This is a genomic window from Anaerococcoides asporogena, from assembly GCF_029590275.1.
Lineage (GTDB): Bacteria > Bacillota > Clostridia > Clostridiales > Clostridiaceae > JG1575.
In genome coordinates this window covers 2,715,903-2,733,179 of record NZ_CP120965.1, presented here as the reverse complement: position 1 = coordinate 2,733,179, position 17,277 = coordinate 2,715,903, and the positions used below count along the sequence as shown (strand labels likewise).

Below are 17,277 nucleotides of genomic sequence, written 5' to 3'. Positions count from 1 at the left end.
ATGAGACAGGATCTAAGAGAAAATCAGGAACTTCGGCCGATCACGTTCGAAGATAACTTTATAGAGAATCCGCTGGCTTCGGTGCTGGTCAGCCACGGAAAGACCCGAGTGCTTTGCACCGTTTCCTTTGAGCCCAAAGTCCCTCCCTTTTTATATGGCACCGGCCGAGGCTGGCTGACGGCGGAATACAGCATGCTGCCCGGATCTACTCTGACCCGCAAGCAGCGTGATATCGCCCGGTTGAAGCTGGATGGGCGTTCCAGTGAGATCCAGCGTCTGATTGGCCGTTCCCTGCGTTCGGTGATGGATTTTAGCCGGTTGGGGGAAAATTCCCTGATCATTGACTGTGATGTGATCCAGGCTGACGGCGGCACCCGCTGCGCTGCCATCAACGGCGGTTACCGGGCTCTGAAACAGGCCTGCAACCGTCTGGTGGAGCGCGGGATCCTGGCAGAGAATCCTTTGGCCGGTCAGGTCGGAGCCCTCAGTGTAGGGATGGTGAGCGGCCAGGCAATGGCTGATCTCTGCTATCTGGAAGATTCAAAAGCTGATGTGGATATGAATGTGATCATGAACGGCAACGGGGAATTCATTGAAATTCAGGGCACCGGAGAAGGCAGAGCATTTACCCGGGCGGAAATGGATATAATGCTCGCCCTGGCGGAAAGCGGCATTCGGGAAATCCTGACAAGACAGGAGGCGGAGTAGGCAGTGAAAATTATTGTAGCGTCAAACAATCAGCATAAAATCAAAGAAATCCGGGAGATGATGAATGAGTTCGGCTTTGAAGTTCACTCCCTCAAAGACGAAGGGATCAAGCTGGAACCGGAAGAGACTGGAGCAACCTTTATGGAAAACGCAGCCATCAAAGCCAGGGCTGTTTACGAGTACATTAAAACTGCGGAGAAGAAAGATCCGGCAAAAAAAGATAAGAAAAGCTACCGCGACATCCTGGTGCTGGCAGATGATTCAGGCCTGGCGGTGGATTACCTGGGGGGAGCGCCCGGTGTTTACTCCGCCCGCTATGCCGGCAAGCAGGCGGATGACGCGGCCAATAACGCCAAGCTTCTGGCAGATCTCAAAGGGGTCCCCATGGAAAAGCGGACGGCCCGCTTTGTCTGCGCCATGGTTCTGGTGGGACATAAAAAGGAGATCCGGGTCCAGGGAGAAACCCAAGGCTACGTCATTGAGGAACAGAAAGGTTTCCAGGGGTTTGGGTATGATCCGCTGTTTTTCTCCAGTGATCTGACCAAGACCTTTGCCGAAGCCACCGCCCTGGAAAAGAACAGTGTATCTCACCGCGGCCGAGCTTTGCAGGAACTGAAAAAGGAGCTGAAGAAGCTTTGATGATCGGAGTGCTGTCCGACACCCACCGCAACCGACGGGCTGTGGAGAAGGCATTCCAGCTTTTTCAGCACTTCCAGGTGACTACGGTGTTCTGTCTGGGGGATCTGTGTTCGGATGTCGCTGACTTTGACATTGAGTACGATATGGCGGTATATTGCGTTGCCGGCAATATGGATTATTCCTCACCTTATCCGGCCCAGGCCGTTCACGAGGTGGATGGAATCCGCTTTCTGCTGACGCATGGCCACACGCTGGATGTCCGCTATACTCATCAGAACCTTCTGGAAGAAGCGAAAGCCAGTCAGTGTCAGGCGGCTCTCTATGGCCATACGCATGTCCCGTTTAATTCAATGGAAAATGGCATCCTGGTTCTGAATCCTGGTTCAGCGTCAGAGCCAAGGGGGCACTCCCGCCCAGCAGCGGCCATGATTGAGACTCGACGCGGCGAGCTTACCGCTCAGGTCTACTGGCTCGACGATCCGCTTCCCCCCAATAATGTCTGACCGAGCGGAAGGAATTGGATGACCGATCAAACAGGTAAGAACGGGGATGCGCGCATCCACAGCATCCGGCCGCTGTGTGCAGCCGCTGCGGGAAACCGCCGCGGCTGCCGCTCCTGACAGCTGCTTTTCCCATTAAAAACGGACAGTCTCTCCTGGAGGGGCTGTCCGTTTTTGTGAGAAAAATTAGTGAAAGGGGAGATTGCCGGACCGTGAAGCACAGTATTTATCAGGTATAATGCAGGGGGATCGGTGAATGGGGAAGGGCATCAAGTCAGAGTTCGCGTTTGTCCGGGGAACAGATAACGGAACGCTGGATCCAGGCGCCCCTGCGCAAACTGGAGGGCGAGTTTTGCACCGATGGCTGAATAGACGGTCCCGTTGCCCCCAATCCCGTGCAGCAGAAACACCTCCGGGTGATGAGGGTGCGGTCCCAGGTAGGGTAGACCATCGCCGCTCTCCGAAAAGATGGCTTCGTAGGTGAATTCTGGAATCAGACCAGACGGTTCGATCAACCGCTGCTGGACCTGATGGAGAAGCTCCTGACCGATTCTGGCGGCTTTTCCCGCACTCAGGCGGGTATTCTCCTCGTCGGCGCCCCCGACGATCAGGCGGCCGTCCATGGCGCTTCGGAAGTAAAGATAGGGGCGGGCGGATTCCCAGACCATACAGTCAGAAGGGATGAGCCGGGATTTGGCCAAAGGCTGTGTGATGCAGGCAAAGGTACTGATGAGCTTCATCTGCGGCAGATGGCTCCTGACAAAGGGCAGGGGGGCATAGCCGGTTGCCAGGAGGAGGCGGTCAAACTGGCAGGTGATTTCGCCATGTACCAGGATCTTGCGGTTCAGGTCAATGTCACTTTCTCTGACCTGAATGTCTTCATGGATCACCAGTCCGTAACGCTCCATGGCGGTCTCGGCCATGAAGCGGGTGAACTGATAGGGATTAAGCTCCAGATCCCGCCTTGTCATGAGCGCCCCTGTCGCCCGGAGATGATGCCGGTCTGCCAGTTCACGCTCGTCAATGAGCCGGGTGGGAAGGCCGATGGCCTGATGAGCCAGGGCTTCCTCACCTAATCTGCTGAGTTCTGACGCATCAGCTGCCAGATAAATACTGTTATTACGGCGGAGCTGGGGGTTTTGAGGCAGTTCGACTGCTATTTCTTCCAGCAGATCCAGGGCCTCGAACGAAGCCCAGTAAAAGTGCCGGGCTGTTTTCAGATCGAACCGCTCTGCCAGATCGATCAGCAGATCATCGCTCATGTACTGAATCAGTCCGGTATTCAGAGAGGTCGAACCGTTCCCGATGCGCCCCTGTTCGAACAAGGTCACCTTCAATCCTGACCGGGCCAGGACATAGGCGCTGAGCATGCCGCTGATTCCGCCTCCAATGATTGCGACATCACAGGTCGAATTGGTACGGGACAAGGACATGGAGTTGGTTTGCCATGTGGTCGGCCAGTAACGATTACCTTTGTAAAGTTCCATAATTGCCTCCTTGGTGTGGTTTGTCTGGTCAGACAGGGTGGAGTAGGGCGGCGGCCTGGGACATCCGGATTATCTGCGCCCTCCAGGTGAACCAAAGGTGTTTGTCTTCTGGTCCCGGCTCCGCAGGATTGTGCGGCACCCATTTATTTGAGTGTTACCAATGGATTCTTTGGTTCCGACAGACTGATTTGCCGCAACCGGGTGTTCAAAAGTAGACACCGGCGAACTCATGATTCGGCACGGCTTCTCGCTGGCTGGAAAAAAGTCCTCGCAAATTTTTGAAAACCCCATTGTCAAACCACTCTTCTTCCCTTATACTAACAAAGCAGTCACTTTTTCTCCACTCGAGAATGAGCGCTGGTAAGGATTGATGAAATCATCAAGTAAAAAAAACTTGAAAAAAATCAAAGATTCTTATTGACGGGGACAGGGCAGTGTAGTAGAATATATCTTGTCGTCAAGATACAACCCACAAAAGCGGGGCAGGCGAAAGCTTCTTCGGTAAGACTGGAAGACAGACGAAAGCGATTCTGGGGTATAGCCAAGCGGTAAGGCACCAGACTTTGACTCTGGCATTTCGTTGGTTCGAATCCAGCTATCCCAGCCAAATTTTCCTTTGAAATTACTGGAGTGTGTTGTATAATAGCCTTATCACTGGTTCAGGCAGGTGTGGCGGAATTGGCAGACGCACTAGACTTAGGATCTAGCGCTTGACGGCGTGGGGGTTCGACTCCCTTCACCTGCACCAATGAAAAGAAAAAAATGGAATATGAGTATGCGGGAGTGGCTCAGTGGTAGAGCGTCACCTTGCCAAGGTGAACGTCGCGAGTTCGAATCTCGTCTTCCGCTCCGCGGGTGTAGTTCAATGGTAGAATCCCAGCCTTCCAAGCTGGTCGTGAGGGTTCGATTCCCTTCACCCGCTCCATTTTTTTTTAGCGTCACTAGCTCAGCCGGATAGAGCATCGCCCTTCTAAGGCGAGGGCCAGGAGTTCGAATCTCTTGTGACGCACCATCATGGTGGACGTAGTTCAGTTGGTAGAGCGCCAGATTGTGGTTCTGGTTGTCGTGGGTTCGAGTCCCATCGTCCACCCCATTTAATAATCAGGGAGAATTTCTCCACTTCAAAACAAGTTCCTTGCCGTATCTGACGGAAGACACTGCCATTCAGAAATGGATGGATCGATCCGTACATTTCGGAAGAATACTTATTGGGGTATGGCCAAGCGGTAAGGCTCTAGACTCTGACTCTAGCACTCGTTGGTTCGAATCCAGCTACCCCAGCCAATCTGATCCACTAGCTCAGTCGGTAGAGCACATGACTTTTAATCATGGTGTCCGGGGTTCGATTCCCCGGTGGATCACCATTTTCTTCTGGAAAGTTCGGGATTCGTTGCGGGGTGTAGCGCAGATGGGAGCGCGCGTGCTTTGGGAGCATGAGGTCGCAGGTTCAATCCCTGTCACCCCGACCAAATCACCGGTTCCGAGGTATCGGAGCTTTTTTTTTCAAAAGTCTTCCACCCAATGAAGCTGCGGTAAGTAATTTCACTAACAGGCACCATTAGTCCAGTGGATAGGACAAAGGTCTCCGAAGCCTTAGGCACTGGTTCGACTCCAGTATGGTGCACCAAATAAGCGGATCCCGTTCCGATGGAACGGGATCCTTTCCATTTTTTGACTTGATGATTCAATACGGCGAGTAAAAGCCGATCCGAGGAGGTAACTATGATTCGAGTGGCGCTGGTTCAGATGGATTCCACTGATGATATCGAGCAGAATCTGATGAAAGTAATAAAATATGTGAAACAGGCAGCACAGGGAGGTGCGGCGCTGGTTGCCTTTCCGGAGTTCATGAATTTTCTGCCGTTCCGCCGCGGTCACATCTACTATGAGTCGGAACACGGAAGAACGGAACAGCTGCTGATTCGCCTGGCCAGAGAGTATCACCTTGCGATTCATGCCGGATCTGTGCTCATTGACTCCGGTCTGCCCCGTCCCTATAATCAGGCATTTCTGGTGGATCCGGAGGGCGGGATTTCAGGACGATACTCCAAACTCCATCTGTTTCGGGGGATGTCACCCTCGGGGGAAACCTTTCGGGAAGATGAGCTGTATTCACCGGGAAATGAAATCGTGGTAACCAGCATTCTGGGGATTCCGGCAGGAACGGCAATCTGCTATGATTTTCGCTTTCCTGAATTGTTTCGTCTGATGGCTCGGGCCGGGGCCCAGATCATCTTTGTGCCCGGCAATTTTTCAATGCACACCGGCCGGCATTACCTGGAAGCAGCGCTGAAAACCAGGGCCATGGAAAATGGAGTCTTCATTGTGTCCGCCAATCAGACCGGTGTAAAGAAAAAAGCGGAAAGCTTCGGTCATTCCATGGTCATTGATCCCAGTGGTCAGGTCGTGGCAGTCAAGGAGACCGGTGAAGGAGTCCTGTTTTATGATCTGGATACTCAGGCGGTTCGACGGCAGCAGCACTTGCTGCCGCTGCTGGATACAGCCCGGGATGAAGTCTATGATGGCTTCCGAAGCAGGCTGAAAAAATAGAAAATCAGTATATTTGCCCGAAAGGTTTGCCATTGCGGGCGGGGGCGCCTATTTGTAAACTGAGGTGATGCTATGCAGAAGAAATCATTGCAGTTCAGAGAGCGGCTGATTGTGGCGAATCATGGATTTGGCAACCATCCCGCGGCAATCGTAATTCATGAAACGGACAATCCAGCCCCTTCGGCAGGGGCGCTGAACCACAGCCTGTATTTCGGAACTCCCGGAGTGAAAGTCAGCTGTCATTATATTGTCGATGACGGGGAGATCATTCGGCTGCTGAGTCATGATAAGGCAGCCTGGCACTGTGGCCGTCCTCTTACCGGTTATGGCAACCACAATACAATCGGGATCGAAATATGTGTCAACGGAGGTTATTTCTCCGCCTGGTACCGGACCGCGCTTTTAACGGCCGCGCTGATGGACGAGCTGGGGATCGAGGTGCTGCTTCGTCACCGCGATGTTTCGGGGAAGTACTGTCCCAGACGCATGCTGGACCAGCCGCAACTATGGGAACGGTTCTGCCGGATTGTGGCTGGTCATAGAAAACACTGGGTACTGAAACAAAATGCCAGCTGGCAGAAACCAAAGCCGGCCAAGGACGAGACTGCGATCGGCATTGTCACAGCGGGGATATTGAATGTCCGAAGCGGCCGGGGGATGGAATTCCCGGTAATCGGCACTCTCTCCCGGGGCGAGCCGGTCCGACTTCTGAATCTGCTCAGGGACTGGTGGTCCATTGACTATGGCGTGAATGTCGGTTTCATCAACAAAAAGTATATCGTTCCGATCGGGCAGTTCTAAACTGCCCTTTTTTGTGTCTCTTTCATGAATATCTGTGAAATTCCATTGGATAACATTCCCTCTACTTTCAATCCACGTATAATAAGAAGAAAGGTAAAATGCCTTGAACCATACGACGGCGTCGTATCCTGGATCCTCCGGAAGGAGGAAGCGGCATTGCCGGAGTCCTGACTGGTGATCCGGCTAGTGCGGATCAGTCCGGAATGGCCGGCAAGTACAAAGAAAGGGAAAAAAGAGTCATGTCCAAAGCAGATGAACAGTATCTTGGAATTGTTCAGCAGGTCCTTGAAAAAGGATATTATGATCAGAATCGAACCGGAGTTGCCACATACAAACTGCCTCATCAGATCATGCAGTTTGACCTGGAGGAAGAATTCCCCATTTTGACAACCAAGTTCGTAGCCTTTAAAACAGCTGTGAAGGAGCTGCTGTGGATCTTTAAGGATCAGAGCAACTCCATTGCCCGACTTCATGAGCAAAATGTCCATATCTGGGATGAATGGACTCTTCCGGATCAAACCATAGGGACCTCCTATGGCTGGATTGTGAATAAATTCAAGTTAGTCGACAAGCTCCTGGATTCTCTCCGGAACAATCCCCAGGATCGCCGCATGATCATGAGCCTGTGGCAGAATGAATATCTGGAAGGCGGTGCACTCTATCCCTGTGCTTTCCTGACCATGTGGGACGTAACCGATGGCCGGCTGAATATGATGCTGGTTCAGCGTTCCGCAGACATGCCGCTGGGAGTGCCCTTCAACATGGCACAGTATGCGGTTCTTGCCTGTATGATGGCTCAGGTCTCCGGCCTGCGGCCGGGTCTGTTCACCCACGTCATCAACAATGCTCATGTTTATGAGAATCAGCTGGAAGGCATGCGGGAACAGCTGTCCCGTGCCGCGCACGCAAAAAAAACCCCGAAATTATGGCTGAATCCGGAAATCACGAATTTCTACGATTTCAGCGAAGCGGACATTCGTCTGGAGGGGTATGAACACTTAGGTAAAATTGACATGGAGGTTTCAGTTTAATGTTATCAATTATTGTAGCTATTGCGGAAAACAACGTCATTGGGAAGGATGGCAAGCTGATCTGGCATATCCCCAGAGACTTGAAGCATTTCCGCGAGATCACTGGTGGCTCCACGATCATCATGGGACGAAAAACCTTTGAGTCACTTCCCGGCGTTCTGCCCAACCGCAGACACGTCGTTCTGACCAGAAACAAGGATTTTCGTGTCGATCATCCGGAAGTTCTCGTGATCCACTCCCTGGAGGAAATTCAGCCGTACATTGATTCGGAAGAGGAAGCCTTCATCATCGGCGGCGGAGAGCTGTTCCGCCTGATGCTGCCTCATGCAACAAGACTTTATCTGACCTGGATCGGCAAGTCCTGGGATGGGGATACTTATTTCCCGGAAATTCCTTCGGACGAATTCATGCTGACCGAGGAATGGGAAGCGGTGGATGAGAAAACGGGGATCCAGCTGAATTTTGCCAACTACGACCGTGTGGAGAGTGACCTGGAGGAAAAAGAGTGGGAAGAAGAACTGGAAAACTCCCGAAACTAATAATTTTCGACCTGGATGGAACGCTGCTCGATACAGAGCCCATCTCCATCAAGGCGTGGATACAGGCAGGACAGGAATACGGGGTCAGTCTGAAGGAAGAACAGTTTCATCCCTATATCGGGCGAAACGCTCAATCGATTCAGGACTTGTCCAAGGATCTGTTCGGGCCAGGATTTCCCTTTGAAGAAATCTATCAGCGGAAGAAAGCCATCTGCCAGGAACATTATACCCGGGGTATTCCTATGAAGCCCGGCGTGCAGGAGCTGCTGGGGGCATTGCGGGATCTGGAGATTCGAGCCTGTGTTGCCACCTCCTCCGCCAAAGTGCGCTCGGAGGGATTTCTGGAACGCAATGACCTGCTGAGATATTTTGAGTTTTTGATCTCCGGTGAGGAAGTGGTTCATTCAAAGCCCGATCCGGAAATCTTTAACCGCTGCCTGACCCGAGCCGGGGTCAAAGAGACTGAGGCGATGATTGTCGAAGATTCCAGAAATGGCATCATCGGAGCACGGAGAAGCGGTGCCCAAACGGTCCTGATCCCTGACCTAATCCGTCCGGATGAACAGATGAGGGAGCACGCCGATTTGATGTTTGATTCGTTGTTTGAGTTCAGGGATCATATCCTGACTTTGGCAGCGACAATGTGACATAAATAAAAAAAGAAAAGTTGAAGCCGGCAGGTCGGAAGGGACCGCCGAACGGACATTCCTGTCCTGACTTCAACTTTTCTTTTTTTTATTGAAACCAGATGGCGCTTTCACGTTCGGCGGATTCTACAGAATCCGAGGCGTGAACGGAATTGTTGGGGAGTTCTTCGCCATAGAGTGCGCGAATTGTGCCGGGTTCCGCTTTTCGAGGGTCTGTCGCTCCGTTGATCCGACGGACTGTTTCGATTGCCCTTTCACCCTCAACCACCATGGCAACGATGTCGCCGGACAGGATCGAGTCAATCAGTCCCGGGTAGAAAGGTTTCTCCTCATGTTCGGCATAATGGGCTTTTGCCTGGTCGGGGTGGGGAGTCAGCTTTTCCAGCCGCTGCACCACCAGTCCATGGTTCTCATACATCGCGATGATAGCCCCGATGAGGTTGCGTCGGACCGCATCCGGTTTAATCAATACTAAACTCTTTTCCAAAAGTGAGAGCCTCCTTCATTTCTTTGCAGTAGTCTGTAAATATTCCCGTGACGTGGAGGTCTGACAATCGTTTGGCCAGATCCATGTCATTTATGGTATACACATTAACATAGATATCATTCTCCAGGAGGCTCTGAATGATTTCTTCACTTAATATTAATATGGAAGGGTGGACTCCGCTGGCTCCCAGGCTCTTTACGTAGCGGACCAGGTCGGGTAGGGAGCGATTGACCAGTGGCGCAGCCTTGATATCTTTTTTCAGACGAATCAGCCGACGAATGGAATTGTGATTGAATGTTGAATAAATAATCTCGAAATCATTCTCATATTCCTTTGTTTCAGCCAGGACGATTTCTTCCAGTCCGTTGTATTCTATAATTGAATTCTTCAGTTCGAGGTTCAGGGTTATGTTTCTCCCTGAGAGCCGGATCACTTCAAGAAGTTCCTTCAGAGTGAGGATGCGGCAAGGGCCGTAGGATCCTGGTCTGATCCGGGAAAAATCAAAATTCAGTAGCTCTTTGTAGGTGTAATTTTTAACATAGCCTTTGCCGTCAGAAGTCCGGTCAATCTTCTCATCGTGGATGATGACGGGAACACGATCCCGGGTCAGCTGAACATCACATTCTATTCCATCGCAGCCTGCTTCCAGGGCCTTTTCAAATGCAATCAGGGTATTTTCCGGATAATAGCGGGAGTAACCCCGGTGTGCATAAATTTTCATGGCTTCTCCTTTTATTAGGATTTTATTCATAATAACATATCACCCTACTGAGGCCAATCATTTTCAGGGTGTTGGATCAAATTTTCAATGTCGCCGGATCACTCCGTCTGTTACGGGATACCAGCTCCCTGAAAAGGTCCTAGTCTTCAATCGTGAATGGAATATTCGAGCACATTAAACGAGATGCTGGGGAATCCGGATAATCAAGTCAGATTTTAAGAAATGAAGAACAGACGGGAGTGATTGATCGTATATAATAGATTGGTATGAAATGGAGGAATCTCATGATTAAGGAATTTATACGTTATTATAAACCTCACAAAACATTGTTTTTTATTGATCTGGTCTGTGCTTTCCTGATTTCGGCCAGTGATCTGGTATTTCCCATGGTGACCCGCCGATTCATCAATGAGTTCATTCCGGATCAAAACCTGGCCATGATCGTTCGCTTTGGGGGATTCCTGGCTGTCCTTTATGCGGTTCGCTTTTTACTTGATTACATCGTTGGCTACTGGGGGCATGTCCTGGGTGTTCGGATGGAGTACGACATGCGCAAAGATATGTTCGGTCAGCTGCAGCGAATGTCCTTCTCTTATTATGACGATACCAAGACCGGCCAAATCATGTCCCGGCTGGTCAATGACCTGAACGAAATTTCAGAACTGGCTCATCACGGTCCGGAAGATCTGTTCATTTCGACCATCATGCTTCTGGGATCCTTTATCCTGCTCCTTGGGATCAATGTTCCTCTGACATTGATTGTATTTGCGGTCATTCCTTTTCTGATCTGGTTCACCATGTCATTCAATCGCCGTATGAGGCGCAGTTTCCAGGATTTGAGGGTTTCTCTGGGAGAAATCAACGCCAACCTGGAAGATGCCATCTCAGGGATACGGGTTGTCAAGTCCTTTACCAATGAGGAATTCGAGAAGGAACGGTTTGACCAGGGAAACAACCAGTTTAAAATCCTCCGGGGCAAGAGCGTTCGCTATCTGGGAATCTTTGGCGGCGGAATCAATTTTTTCGCCAATCTTCTGAATCTGATGGCTTTGACATTCGGAGGATATTTTGTTTATCAGGGACAGATTACCATTGCGGATCTGGCTGCCTATATTCTGTTTATGGGATTGATGATCAGTCCCGTTCGTCGCCTGGCTCAATTTGCCGAGCTGTTCCAGCGCGGAATGGCCGGTTTCAAACGGTTCTCTGAAGTGATGGCTTTGGAACCGGAAATCAATGACAAACCGGAGGCTTCTGAACTGACCCAGGTCAGGGGTGATGTGGAATTTAAGAATGTCACCTTTAAATACAAGGATAATCAGGAACAGGTTCTGTCCAACATCAATCTCACCGTGAATGCCGGAGAGACGATCGCGCTGGTTGGCCCTTCGGGTGCCGGAAAAACCACCCTGTGTTCTCTAATTCCACGTTTTTACGAGATCGCTTCCGGAGAGATTCTGGTGGATGGGCAAAATATCCAGGATGTTACGCTTCAGTCCTTGCGCTCCAGCATTGGAATTGTACAGCAGGATGTCTTCCTGTTCTCTGGATCAATCTTTGAGAACATTGCTTACGGGAAATTGGGGGCGTCCCGGGAAGAAGTAATTCAGGCAGCCCGACTGGCGAATGCCCATGACTTTATTATGGAAACCCCCAATGGATACGAGACGAATATCGGCGAGCGCGGAGTCAAACTCTCAGGCGGTCAGAAGCAACGTCTATCCATTGCACGCATGTTCCTGAAAAATCCGGCGATTCTGATTCTGGATGAAGCGACTTCTTCCCTGGATAATCAGTCGGAGAGAATTATCCAGCAGTCCATCGAAGAACTTGCCAAGGGACGGACAACATTCATTATCGCCCATCGACTGGCTACCATCCGAAACGCCAGACGCATTGTGGTTCTTGTGCCCGGCGGCATCGCGGAAGAAGGAACACATCTTGAATTAATCGCTAAAAACGGAGTCTATGCCGATCTTTACCAGACGCAATTTTGATCAAGTGAACCGAATAAGTAAAAGCGCTTTCGGCATCGTAAGCTGCATCAGCACCCGTGGATCGCTTCAGCAAGCAGTCATTTGCAGTTCAATTAGAAGCGGAATCTGGCATTGTTCAAGGCAAAGATCCGATAATCCGCTCGTTCCATGATCATAAAAACGCCTCTTTCCTATCAATAAGGAAAGAGGCGTTTTTTACAGTGCAACATTCAGATTCATAGTAAGACACCAGCCGAGAATAGCCATGAAAGAGCCTCCGGCCAGATCGAGTACCACATGCTGTTTGGTGGTCAGGGTAGCAGCGATGATCATAAGTAGTGATACCCAGATGAACACTTTACAGGCATCGGGCAATGTGGATGATTGAACTGCCAGAATGGTCATGGAGCAGGCGAGGACATGAATGGAGGGGAATCCATTGTAAGGATTATCCATTTTTCGGGTGAACCGTAGCAGGCGTTCGGCCAGGCTGTTGCCGGATACCTGTGTCAGCCGAGGAACCTCGTTCTGGAACAAGATAAAGATCATGAAGCTCGCCAGTGAAGATAAGGTATAGTATAGAACCGCAAGAAATCTGATATTGAAATCAGGGATTATAGTCGGATTAATTAAAGAACAAGCATCAAACCTCTTGACTGAAATCCAGCCAAATTGTTTGATGCTTGTTTTGTATTAATGGTAATATAGTATTTTACTGTAAACGAAAAGGCAGATGAGCCCCTACCACAGTTCGCATCTGCCTTCTACTCCCCCTGATAAGAACTAACTTCTCAGGGTACACCAATTCGGGGTGCGATATCATAATAACTATTTATCTTCCAAAAAGCAACCAATTTCCCCAAGAGGACCACCAAGCGGCCTACAACGAGCTCATCGACCAAATTCCATTCCACCAGCTTCGCTGCACCTGCGGTCGGTGCGGGGATCTGATCCGTCACGGCTCTTACACCCGGAAAATCAAGTTCTCGCTGGGCTATCAGCGCATTAAAATTTACCGGGTCATCTGTAAGTCCTGCGGCAGGACCCACGTTCTGACGCCTGATTGGCTCGTTCCTTATTCCTCGATCCTACTCAAAGACCAGGTCCGAATCCTTCAAGCCCATCTGGCCGGCGAGAGCATGGAGCCCATCATGGCGGAGCAGCCCGTCATTGACGAATCAGCCATTGGTTACATCATTCGCCAGTTTAAGCGGCATTGGCTGCCCCGTCTGACCGCTTTTCAGATCCCACTGGTCAAAATATCGTCCCAGCCTGCTTTCGCGCCTCTAGTCGACAGCTTATGCAGATTAAATGTACGCCCAATCTGCTGTTTTGCTGAACCCACACAACTTGCTTTTACGAGCCGTCTCATCGCCATTACCCTTGCTATGATCAGTAAAATCATCATAGGGAGATACCATAATGAACGATGACAAACGACAAAAAACCGCCTTGTTCCGCTATGGGATCCTGGCTCCGCTCCTGAGCGGGGTCGCCGAGGATGCCCTCAGCAATCAGGCGGTTTTTGAGACGCCGCAAACAAGATCTACACGACCCCCAATGGGGTCGACACCATCATCTCCGCCATCACACTGGAGAGGTGGTACTACAATTATCGCAAACACGGTTTTGATGGTCTGATGCCGAAAAAAGGAACAGGATGCAAGTACCTTTGCGAATATAATCGTTGTCTTGCTTGCACACACATCAAGGAGCTGTCGGAATTGACTTTCTGTGCTCATCCAGCAGCTGGCATGGCTTTTCATCCATGCAGATGACTGGAATGGATGGATTGAAAGGGCGAGTGTATACCGCCAGAACGTCATCCATGCAAGCGACAAACGCTGCACTTTGATATGGCGGAATGCACCAGCAGTTCTTCAGATGAGGTTGAAATTCGTTTTTTTTAAGATCCTACCCACGGACGTATGAGAAATTGTTGGAAAGATCTCTAACTTGACTGCTTCCTCTGCAACCAGACGTAAAGTCCACCGCTCAAACCCTGGAGGTGGATTACTGCAACAGATGGCAATGATTCTGGCTTCGATATCATCTGTAAGTTTTGGATCAATAGGTGGCTTTGTACGTTTCTTTCGATTGAGCGAAGCTTCTAGACCCTTAGTAGCATATGTTTTCCGAACTGTCTGGACGGTTTGCCGATGCACATGAAAGCGCTCTGCAATCACCGGAGAACTGGCTTTGTTTGGATTATTAATGTCTGCAGCCAAGAGGATATTAGCGTGGAGGATCCGTTTCGTGGTTGCCTTTCCTTTATTGACAATGTTTAGGAGTTTCACACGTTCTTTATCACTGAGGTCAACAACATACGATACCTTGGACATATTCTCCCCCCCCCTACATAAAGGATACCAAGATATGAGTTTATAGTATATATTTAAAGGTTACAACGTGCTTAGTCCAACGGATTATCGTGGTTAATAACCACTTCTGAATAACCTTAGAACCGAAGGGAAATTAAAATTCAAACAACTCAAACTTCTTGATTCCGGTAATGGACAAGTTGTTTTATTAATAAGTGAGCAATGTGCTTGGATAGGTTTCATAAAACATGAGTAAGCAGCAAATCTTCTAATGTGTATAAAAAATACATAGTAATTTAATGAATTTTGAATAATTTCACATAAACTGCTATAATCGATTCAAAGGAGGTTGAATTTGCGTCTAGGATTAAGGATATTGCAGTATTGGATGTCAAATATATTAGTGATGATAGACAGTGTTGTACTGGGAACAGTGGTATCTGAAGGAAAAATTCTTCTTGAAGCGATGGATGTTCACAAGGACGTGTGATAGCGCAATGCTCAAGGAGTTGAATTGAGATGAAAAGAATAAGATTTTTAGCATTGGTTATGATTTTGTCAGCTGTTGGTTTCGGTGGCTATACTGCACTTGGTTTGGAAGGTGTTGCGCCGGAAGTTGACTTCAAATCAACAGTTCAGGAATATTTTAATGATGTAGAAAAATTTAAGTATGTTCAAACACCCTTGGAAGAATCAAATCTGTCTACAATATGGGATCGGTCATTGGAGTTAAAACAGTTCTTAAAAGGCAAGATTAAAATAATTCAACAGAGAAGATCTGCATTTAATTTAAATCCTCTACTTTTAGAATCAAAAGTAGAGTTCTATTCCTGTATTATTGATGGGCAAAATGCTGTCATTGATGCAGTCTTGACGGAAATTTATCAATATAGTTCAAGTGATATTGGTTCATCTGAATCAACAAGGTTTAAATTTTATTTGACTAAAGAAGCGTTGATGGTGCAACCTCAAATCAGGGAAATGTATAGTGATGATCCTATTGGGGTTTTTAGAAGAAAAGGTGGAGATGTACAAAAACTTTTTGATGACGAAAAACGAAACATCTTATCTGAGAAGAAATTAGAGGAAGTTTTAGAAGAACCAATTGTTTTTATGCGCCCCTTGTCTGGGTCATTGTTATCGCTAGATCGAAACGAAATGGTTACTTATGCTCATAATAATGCTAACACAAGACCATCTCAGTGGGGTAATTTTGATGATAATGGTGGGGATTGCACTAATTTTGTATCACAGGTGATTTATGCCGGTTCTAATGGGGTGATGGATTCCAGTGGAGATCTTCAATGGTATTATAACAGCTATAACGATAGGGCAGCATCTTGGACAAGTGTTAGTAGTTTATTCAATTACTTAACTAGAAATACAGGGAGAGGACCTCAAGGTGAATTAGCAACTACCTCCATGATTTATTATGGAATGCAAGTGGGTGATATTATTCAAATTGATTTTAATTCAGATGGAACCTTTGCTCACAGCACCACGATCGTTAGATTTCAAGCTGGTTTTCCGACTGGCACATTAGTAGCGGCTCATACTTCAGATGCAGATAATAAATCAATCAATGACTATGTTGGATCAAAAAGATGGATACACCTTACAGGTTATGAGAGGTAAGTAATGAAAAATAAATCTATAGTTTCCTTAATAGGAATGATTATTTTGCTTAGTGTGGGCGTGGGCTGTAATAATAATTCAACTCCTGTCAAAACCCAACCTGTAAAAGAAAGCAGTCAAAGTGTACGTTCTCAACCTTTGGAATATGATAAGGAGAAAGTAGAAAATACGCTTATGGCTTATTTTGATTCATTAAATAAGGACAGATTGGACGAGTATAGGTCTGTTGTAAAAAAATCATATGAAATGCAACAAAAAGATTGGGATGCACTGCAACAATATTTAGTATGCATTAAAGATATAGAAATAAATTTTAATAAGGCAACATATTCAGATGGAACAATCAAGGTCCCTGTAAAGTTTACCCAAATAATGGAGGATAATTACATACCTTCCAATATTAATCCAGGGGAGAATAACGTTACCAGAGATTTTTTCTTGGAAATCGATTCTGAGGGTAATTATTACATTGCGGATTTCAGCTCTGTCTATTAAAGTTCAGCGAAAGCCGGTCAGAAACAGCGAGTCGCCATCGAGCTGTTTCTGGACAGTGAATCATTCAAAACCTGGCGGATGAGCCGACTGGATGCTTGTATCAGGATACTTCACGTCGAAACGAACGTATTGATGTCAATATAAGAACAATTCCTGTTATCTGCATGGATGAAAAGCCATCCCAGCTGCTGGATGAGGTCAGAAAGCCAATTCCAGCAGCACCTGGATTTGTGCGCAATCAAGACAACGAGTAAATTCGCAAGGCATTTGCACCCTGTTCCTCTTCGCAGAACCTGTAGGGGGGCTGACGGAGATGTGATGCATCAGTATGTCAGACCAAACCGATTTGGGCGGAACAGTTGAGATGATGAATCAAGAAGTGAAGTCTTGGACAACAAAGCGGAATCCTAATCAGAAATCAGTGGTCTGGTAACACAACATAACCGATGCGCCTAGCCCTATGTGTCAGAATAGTTGTCAGTAGGAATTCAACATAGTATAGTAAGCATACCTACTGAGAGGATAATAATGGTTTATAGCAAAGAGTTAAAAGATGCAATGGTTGCGAAAATGCTGCCTCCGAATAATCAATCAATCTCCAGGATTTCCAAACAAGAAGGGATCCCGCAAGCGACACTTCGAAAATGAAGAGATGGCGCCAGAGCAAACGGGCAGGCTGCCCCTGCTACTGATGCGCCTTCGGATGATTGGACCACAGAGGACAAGTTTCTGATCGTAGT

The 17,277-nt window shown here is 48.3% G+C and carries 17 protein-coding genes and 10 tRNA genes; 22 read left to right on the top strand and 5 right to left on the bottom strand.

Annotated features, from left to right (window positions below):
• Genes rph through P6M73_RS12560 form a run of 3 tightly spaced genes read left to right on the top strand, consistent with a single transcriptional unit; the run spans nucleotide 1 to nucleotide 1,850 of the window.
• The gene (gene rph / locus P6M73_RS12570; RefSeq protein ID WP_277853380.1) at nucleotides 1-708 is read left to right on the top strand and encodes a ribonuclease PH; all 708 of its coding nucleotides are present in this window, start codon (nucleotides 1-3) and stop codon (nucleotides 706-708) included.
• Between the two features lie 3 nt (nucleotides 709-711).
• Nucleotides 712-1,347, top strand: a complete 636-nt coding sequence (rdgB, locus tag P6M73_RS12565) for an RdgB/HAM1 family non-canonical purine NTP pyrophosphatase (RefSeq protein ID WP_277853379.1) — start codon at nucleotides 712-714, stop codon at nucleotides 1,345-1,347.
• The gene (locus P6M73_RS12560) at nucleotides 1,347-1,850 is read left to right on the top strand and encodes a metallophosphoesterase family protein (RefSeq protein WP_277855773.1); all 504 of its coding nucleotides are present in this window, start codon (nucleotides 1,347-1,349) and stop codon (nucleotides 1,848-1,850) included. The genes rdgB and P6M73_RS12560 overlap by 1 nt, the downstream gene beginning before the upstream one ends.
• 266 nt (nucleotides 1,851-2,116) lie before the next feature.
• On the opposite strand, the gene P6M73_RS12555 is transcribed toward P6M73_RS12560, so the two are convergent.
• Nucleotides 2,117-3,334 carry an NAD(P)/FAD-dependent oxidoreductase gene (locus P6M73_RS12555; protein ID WP_277853378.1) on the bottom strand — a complete coding sequence of 406 codons (1,218 nt, stop codon included), beginning with the start codon at nucleotides 3,332-3,334 and terminating at the stop codon, nucleotides 2,117-2,119.
• A 531-nt stretch (nucleotides 3,335-3,865) separates the two neighbouring features.
• On the opposite strand from P6M73_RS12555, the gene P6M73_RS12550 reads away from it, so the two are divergent.
• The 15 genes from P6M73_RS12550 (at nucleotide 3,866) to P6M73_RS12480 (ending at nucleotide 8,902) form a co-directional block, all read left to right on the top strand.
• Nucleotides 3,866-3,941: transfer RNA gene (locus P6M73_RS12550), tRNA-Gln, on the top strand.
• A gap of 56 nt (nucleotides 3,942-3,997) precedes the next feature.
• Nucleotides 3,998-4,082, top strand: a tRNA-Leu gene (locus tag P6M73_RS12545).
• Nucleotides 4,083-4,111: 29 nt separating this feature from the next.
• Nucleotides 4,112-4,183 (top strand) — tRNA-Gly (locus tag P6M73_RS12540).
• A gap of 2 nt (nucleotides 4,184-4,185) precedes the next feature.
• Nucleotides 4,186-4,259, top strand: a tRNA-Gly gene (locus P6M73_RS12535).
• Nucleotides 4,260-4,269: 10 nt separating this feature from the next.
• Nucleotides 4,270-4,346 (top strand) — tRNA-Arg (locus P6M73_RS12530).
• A gap of 5 nt (nucleotides 4,347-4,351) precedes the next feature.
• Nucleotides 4,352-4,427 (top strand) — tRNA-His (locus P6M73_RS12525).
• Between the two features lie 116 nt (nucleotides 4,428-4,543).
• Nucleotides 4,544-4,618, top strand: a tRNA-Gln gene (locus P6M73_RS12520).
• A 4-nt stretch (nucleotides 4,619-4,622) separates the two neighbouring features.
• A tRNA-Lys gene (locus tag P6M73_RS12515) sits at nucleotides 4,623-4,698 on the top strand.
• 29 nt (nucleotides 4,699-4,727) lie between these two features.
• Nucleotides 4,728-4,803, top strand: a tRNA-Pro gene (locus tag P6M73_RS12510).
• Between the two features lie 83 nt (nucleotides 4,804-4,886).
• Nucleotides 4,887-4,961, top strand: a tRNA-Arg gene (locus P6M73_RS12505).
• A 95-nt stretch (nucleotides 4,962-5,056) separates the two neighbouring features.
• Entirely contained in the window at nucleotides 5,057-5,884 is an 828-nt protein-coding gene (locus tag P6M73_RS12500; RefSeq protein ID WP_277853377.1) for a nitrilase-related carbon-nitrogen hydrolase, read from the top strand.
• Between the two features lie 72 nt (nucleotides 5,885-5,956).
• On the top strand, nucleotides 5,957-6,685 hold the full coding sequence (locus P6M73_RS12495) for an N-acetylmuramoyl-L-alanine amidase (RefSeq protein ID WP_277853376.1): 729 nt from the start codon (nucleotides 5,957-5,959) through the stop codon (nucleotides 6,683-6,685).
• 239 nt (nucleotides 6,686-6,924) lie between these two features.
• On the top strand, nucleotides 6,925-7,716 hold the full coding sequence (locus P6M73_RS12490) for a thymidylate synthase (protein WP_277853375.1): 792 nt from the start codon (nucleotides 6,925-6,927) through the stop codon (nucleotides 7,714-7,716).
• The gene (locus tag P6M73_RS12485; protein WP_277853374.1) at nucleotides 7,716-8,255 is read left to right on the top strand and encodes a dihydrofolate reductase; all 540 of its coding nucleotides are present in this window, start codon (nucleotides 7,716-7,718) and stop codon (nucleotides 8,253-8,255) included. Before P6M73_RS12490 ends, P6M73_RS12485 begins: the two co-directional genes overlap by 1 nt.
• The gene (locus tag P6M73_RS12480; RefSeq protein ID WP_277853373.1) at nucleotides 8,222-8,902 is read left to right on the top strand and encodes an HAD family hydrolase; all 681 of its coding nucleotides are present in this window, start codon (nucleotides 8,222-8,224) and stop codon (nucleotides 8,900-8,902) included. Before P6M73_RS12485 ends, P6M73_RS12480 begins: the two co-directional genes overlap by 34 nt.
• Before the next feature lie 88 nt (nucleotides 8,903-8,990).
• On the opposite strand, the gene ndk is transcribed toward P6M73_RS12480, so the two are convergent.
• Both ndk and P6M73_RS12470 read right to left on the bottom strand, forming a co-directional pair.
• Nucleotides 8,991-9,389 carry a nucleoside-diphosphate kinase gene (gene ndk / locus P6M73_RS12475; RefSeq protein WP_277853372.1) on the bottom strand — a complete coding sequence of 133 codons (399 nt, stop codon included), beginning with the start codon at nucleotides 9,387-9,389 and terminating at the stop codon, nucleotides 8,991-8,993.
• The gene (locus P6M73_RS12470; RefSeq protein ID WP_277853371.1) at nucleotides 9,364-10,110 is read right to left on the bottom strand and encodes a glycerophosphodiester phosphodiesterase; all 747 of its coding nucleotides are present in this window, start codon (nucleotides 10,108-10,110) and stop codon (nucleotides 9,364-9,366) included. Before P6M73_RS12470 ends, ndk begins: the two co-directional genes overlap by 26 nt.
• Nucleotides 10,111-10,394: 284 nt before the next feature.
• Here P6M73_RS12470 and P6M73_RS12465 point away from each other — a divergent pair, with 284 nt between their 5' ends.
• Entirely contained in the window at nucleotides 10,395-12,107 is a 1,713-nt protein-coding gene (locus P6M73_RS12465) for an ABC transporter ATP-binding protein (RefSeq protein WP_277853370.1), read from the top strand.
• Nucleotides 12,108-12,302: 195 nt separating this feature from the next.
• On the opposite strand, the gene P6M73_RS12460 is transcribed toward P6M73_RS12465, so the two are convergent.
• Nucleotides 12,303-12,686, bottom strand: a complete 384-nt coding sequence (locus P6M73_RS12460) for a phosphatase PAP2 family protein (protein WP_277855772.1) — start codon at nucleotides 12,684-12,686, stop codon at nucleotides 12,303-12,305.
• Nucleotides 12,687-12,841: 155 nt separating this feature from the next.
• Between P6M73_RS12460 and P6M73_RS17040 the strand changes: the two genes are divergently transcribed.
• Nucleotides 12,842-13,519, top strand: a complete 678-nt coding sequence (locus P6M73_RS17040; RefSeq protein WP_489666505.1) for a DUF6431 domain-containing protein — start codon at nucleotides 12,842-12,844, stop codon at nucleotides 13,517-13,519.
• 447 nt (nucleotides 13,520-13,966) lie between these two features.
• On the opposite strand, the gene P6M73_RS12455 is transcribed toward P6M73_RS17040, so the two are convergent.
• On the bottom strand, nucleotides 13,967-14,428 hold the full coding sequence (locus P6M73_RS12455) for a helix-turn-helix domain-containing protein (protein WP_277853369.1): 462 nt from the start codon (nucleotides 14,426-14,428) through the stop codon (nucleotides 13,967-13,969).
• A 498-nt stretch (nucleotides 14,429-14,926) separates the two neighbouring features.
• Between P6M73_RS12455 and P6M73_RS12450 the strand changes: the two genes are divergently transcribed.
• Both P6M73_RS12450 and P6M73_RS12445 read left to right on the top strand, forming a co-directional pair.
• Complete coding sequence (locus P6M73_RS12450) at nucleotides 14,927-16,042, top strand: amidase domain-containing protein (protein WP_277853368.1); 1,116 nt, start codon at nucleotides 14,927-14,929, stop codon at nucleotides 16,040-16,042.
• Nucleotides 16,043-16,045: 3 nt separating this feature from the next.
• Nucleotides 16,046-16,537 carry a hypothetical protein gene (locus P6M73_RS12445; RefSeq protein ID WP_277853367.1) on the top strand — a complete coding sequence of 164 codons (492 nt, stop codon included), beginning with the start codon at nucleotides 16,046-16,048 and terminating at the stop codon, nucleotides 16,535-16,537.
• Nucleotides 16,538-17,277 lie beyond the last annotated feature (740 nt).

What these genes read in the sequence shown, in the direction of transcription:
- rph (WP_277853380.1), top strand. Translation starts at nt 1, where the DNA reads ATGAGACAGGATCTAAGAGAAAATCAGGAACTTCGGCCGATCACGTTC.
- P6M73_RS12560 (WP_277855773.1), top strand. Translation starts at nt 1,347, where the DNA reads ATGATCGGAGTGCTGTCCGACACCCACCGCAACCGACGGGCTGTGGAG.
- P6M73_RS12555 (WP_277853378.1), bottom strand. Translation starts at nt 3,334, where the DNA reads ATGGAACTTTACAAAGGTAATCGTTACTGGCCGACCACATGGCAAACC.
- P6M73_RS12500 (WP_277853377.1), top strand. Translation starts at nt 5,057, where the DNA reads ATGATTCGAGTGGCGCTGGTTCAGATGGATTCCACTGATGATATCGAG.
- P6M73_RS12495 (WP_277853376.1), top strand. Translation starts at nt 5,957, where the DNA reads ATGCAGAAGAAATCATTGCAGTTCAGAGAGCGGCTGATTGTGGCGAAT.
- P6M73_RS12490 (WP_277853375.1), top strand. Translation starts at nt 6,925, where the DNA reads ATGTCCAAAGCAGATGAACAGTATCTTGGAATTGTTCAGCAGGTCCTT.
- P6M73_RS12485 (WP_277853374.1), top strand. Translation starts at nt 7,716, where the DNA reads ATGTTATCAATTATTGTAGCTATTGCGGAAAACAACGTCATTGGGAAG.
- P6M73_RS12470 (WP_277853371.1), bottom strand. Translation starts at nt 10,110, where the DNA reads ATGAAAATTTATGCACACCGGGGTTACTCCCGCTATTATCCGGAAAAT.
- P6M73_RS12465 (WP_277853370.1), top strand. Translation starts at nt 10,395, where the DNA reads ATGATTAAGGAATTTATACGTTATTATAAACCTCACAAAACATTGTTT.
- P6M73_RS12455 (WP_277853369.1), bottom strand. Translation starts at nt 14,428, where the DNA reads ATGTCCAAGGTATCGTATGTTGTTGACCTCAGTGATAAAGAACGTGTG.
- P6M73_RS12450 (WP_277853368.1), top strand. Translation starts at nt 14,927, where the DNA reads ATGAAAAGAATAAGATTTTTAGCATTGGTTATGATTTTGTCAGCTGTT.
- P6M73_RS12445 (WP_277853367.1), top strand. Translation starts at nt 16,046, where the DNA reads ATGAAAAATAAATCTATAGTTTCCTTAATAGGAATGATTATTTTGCTT.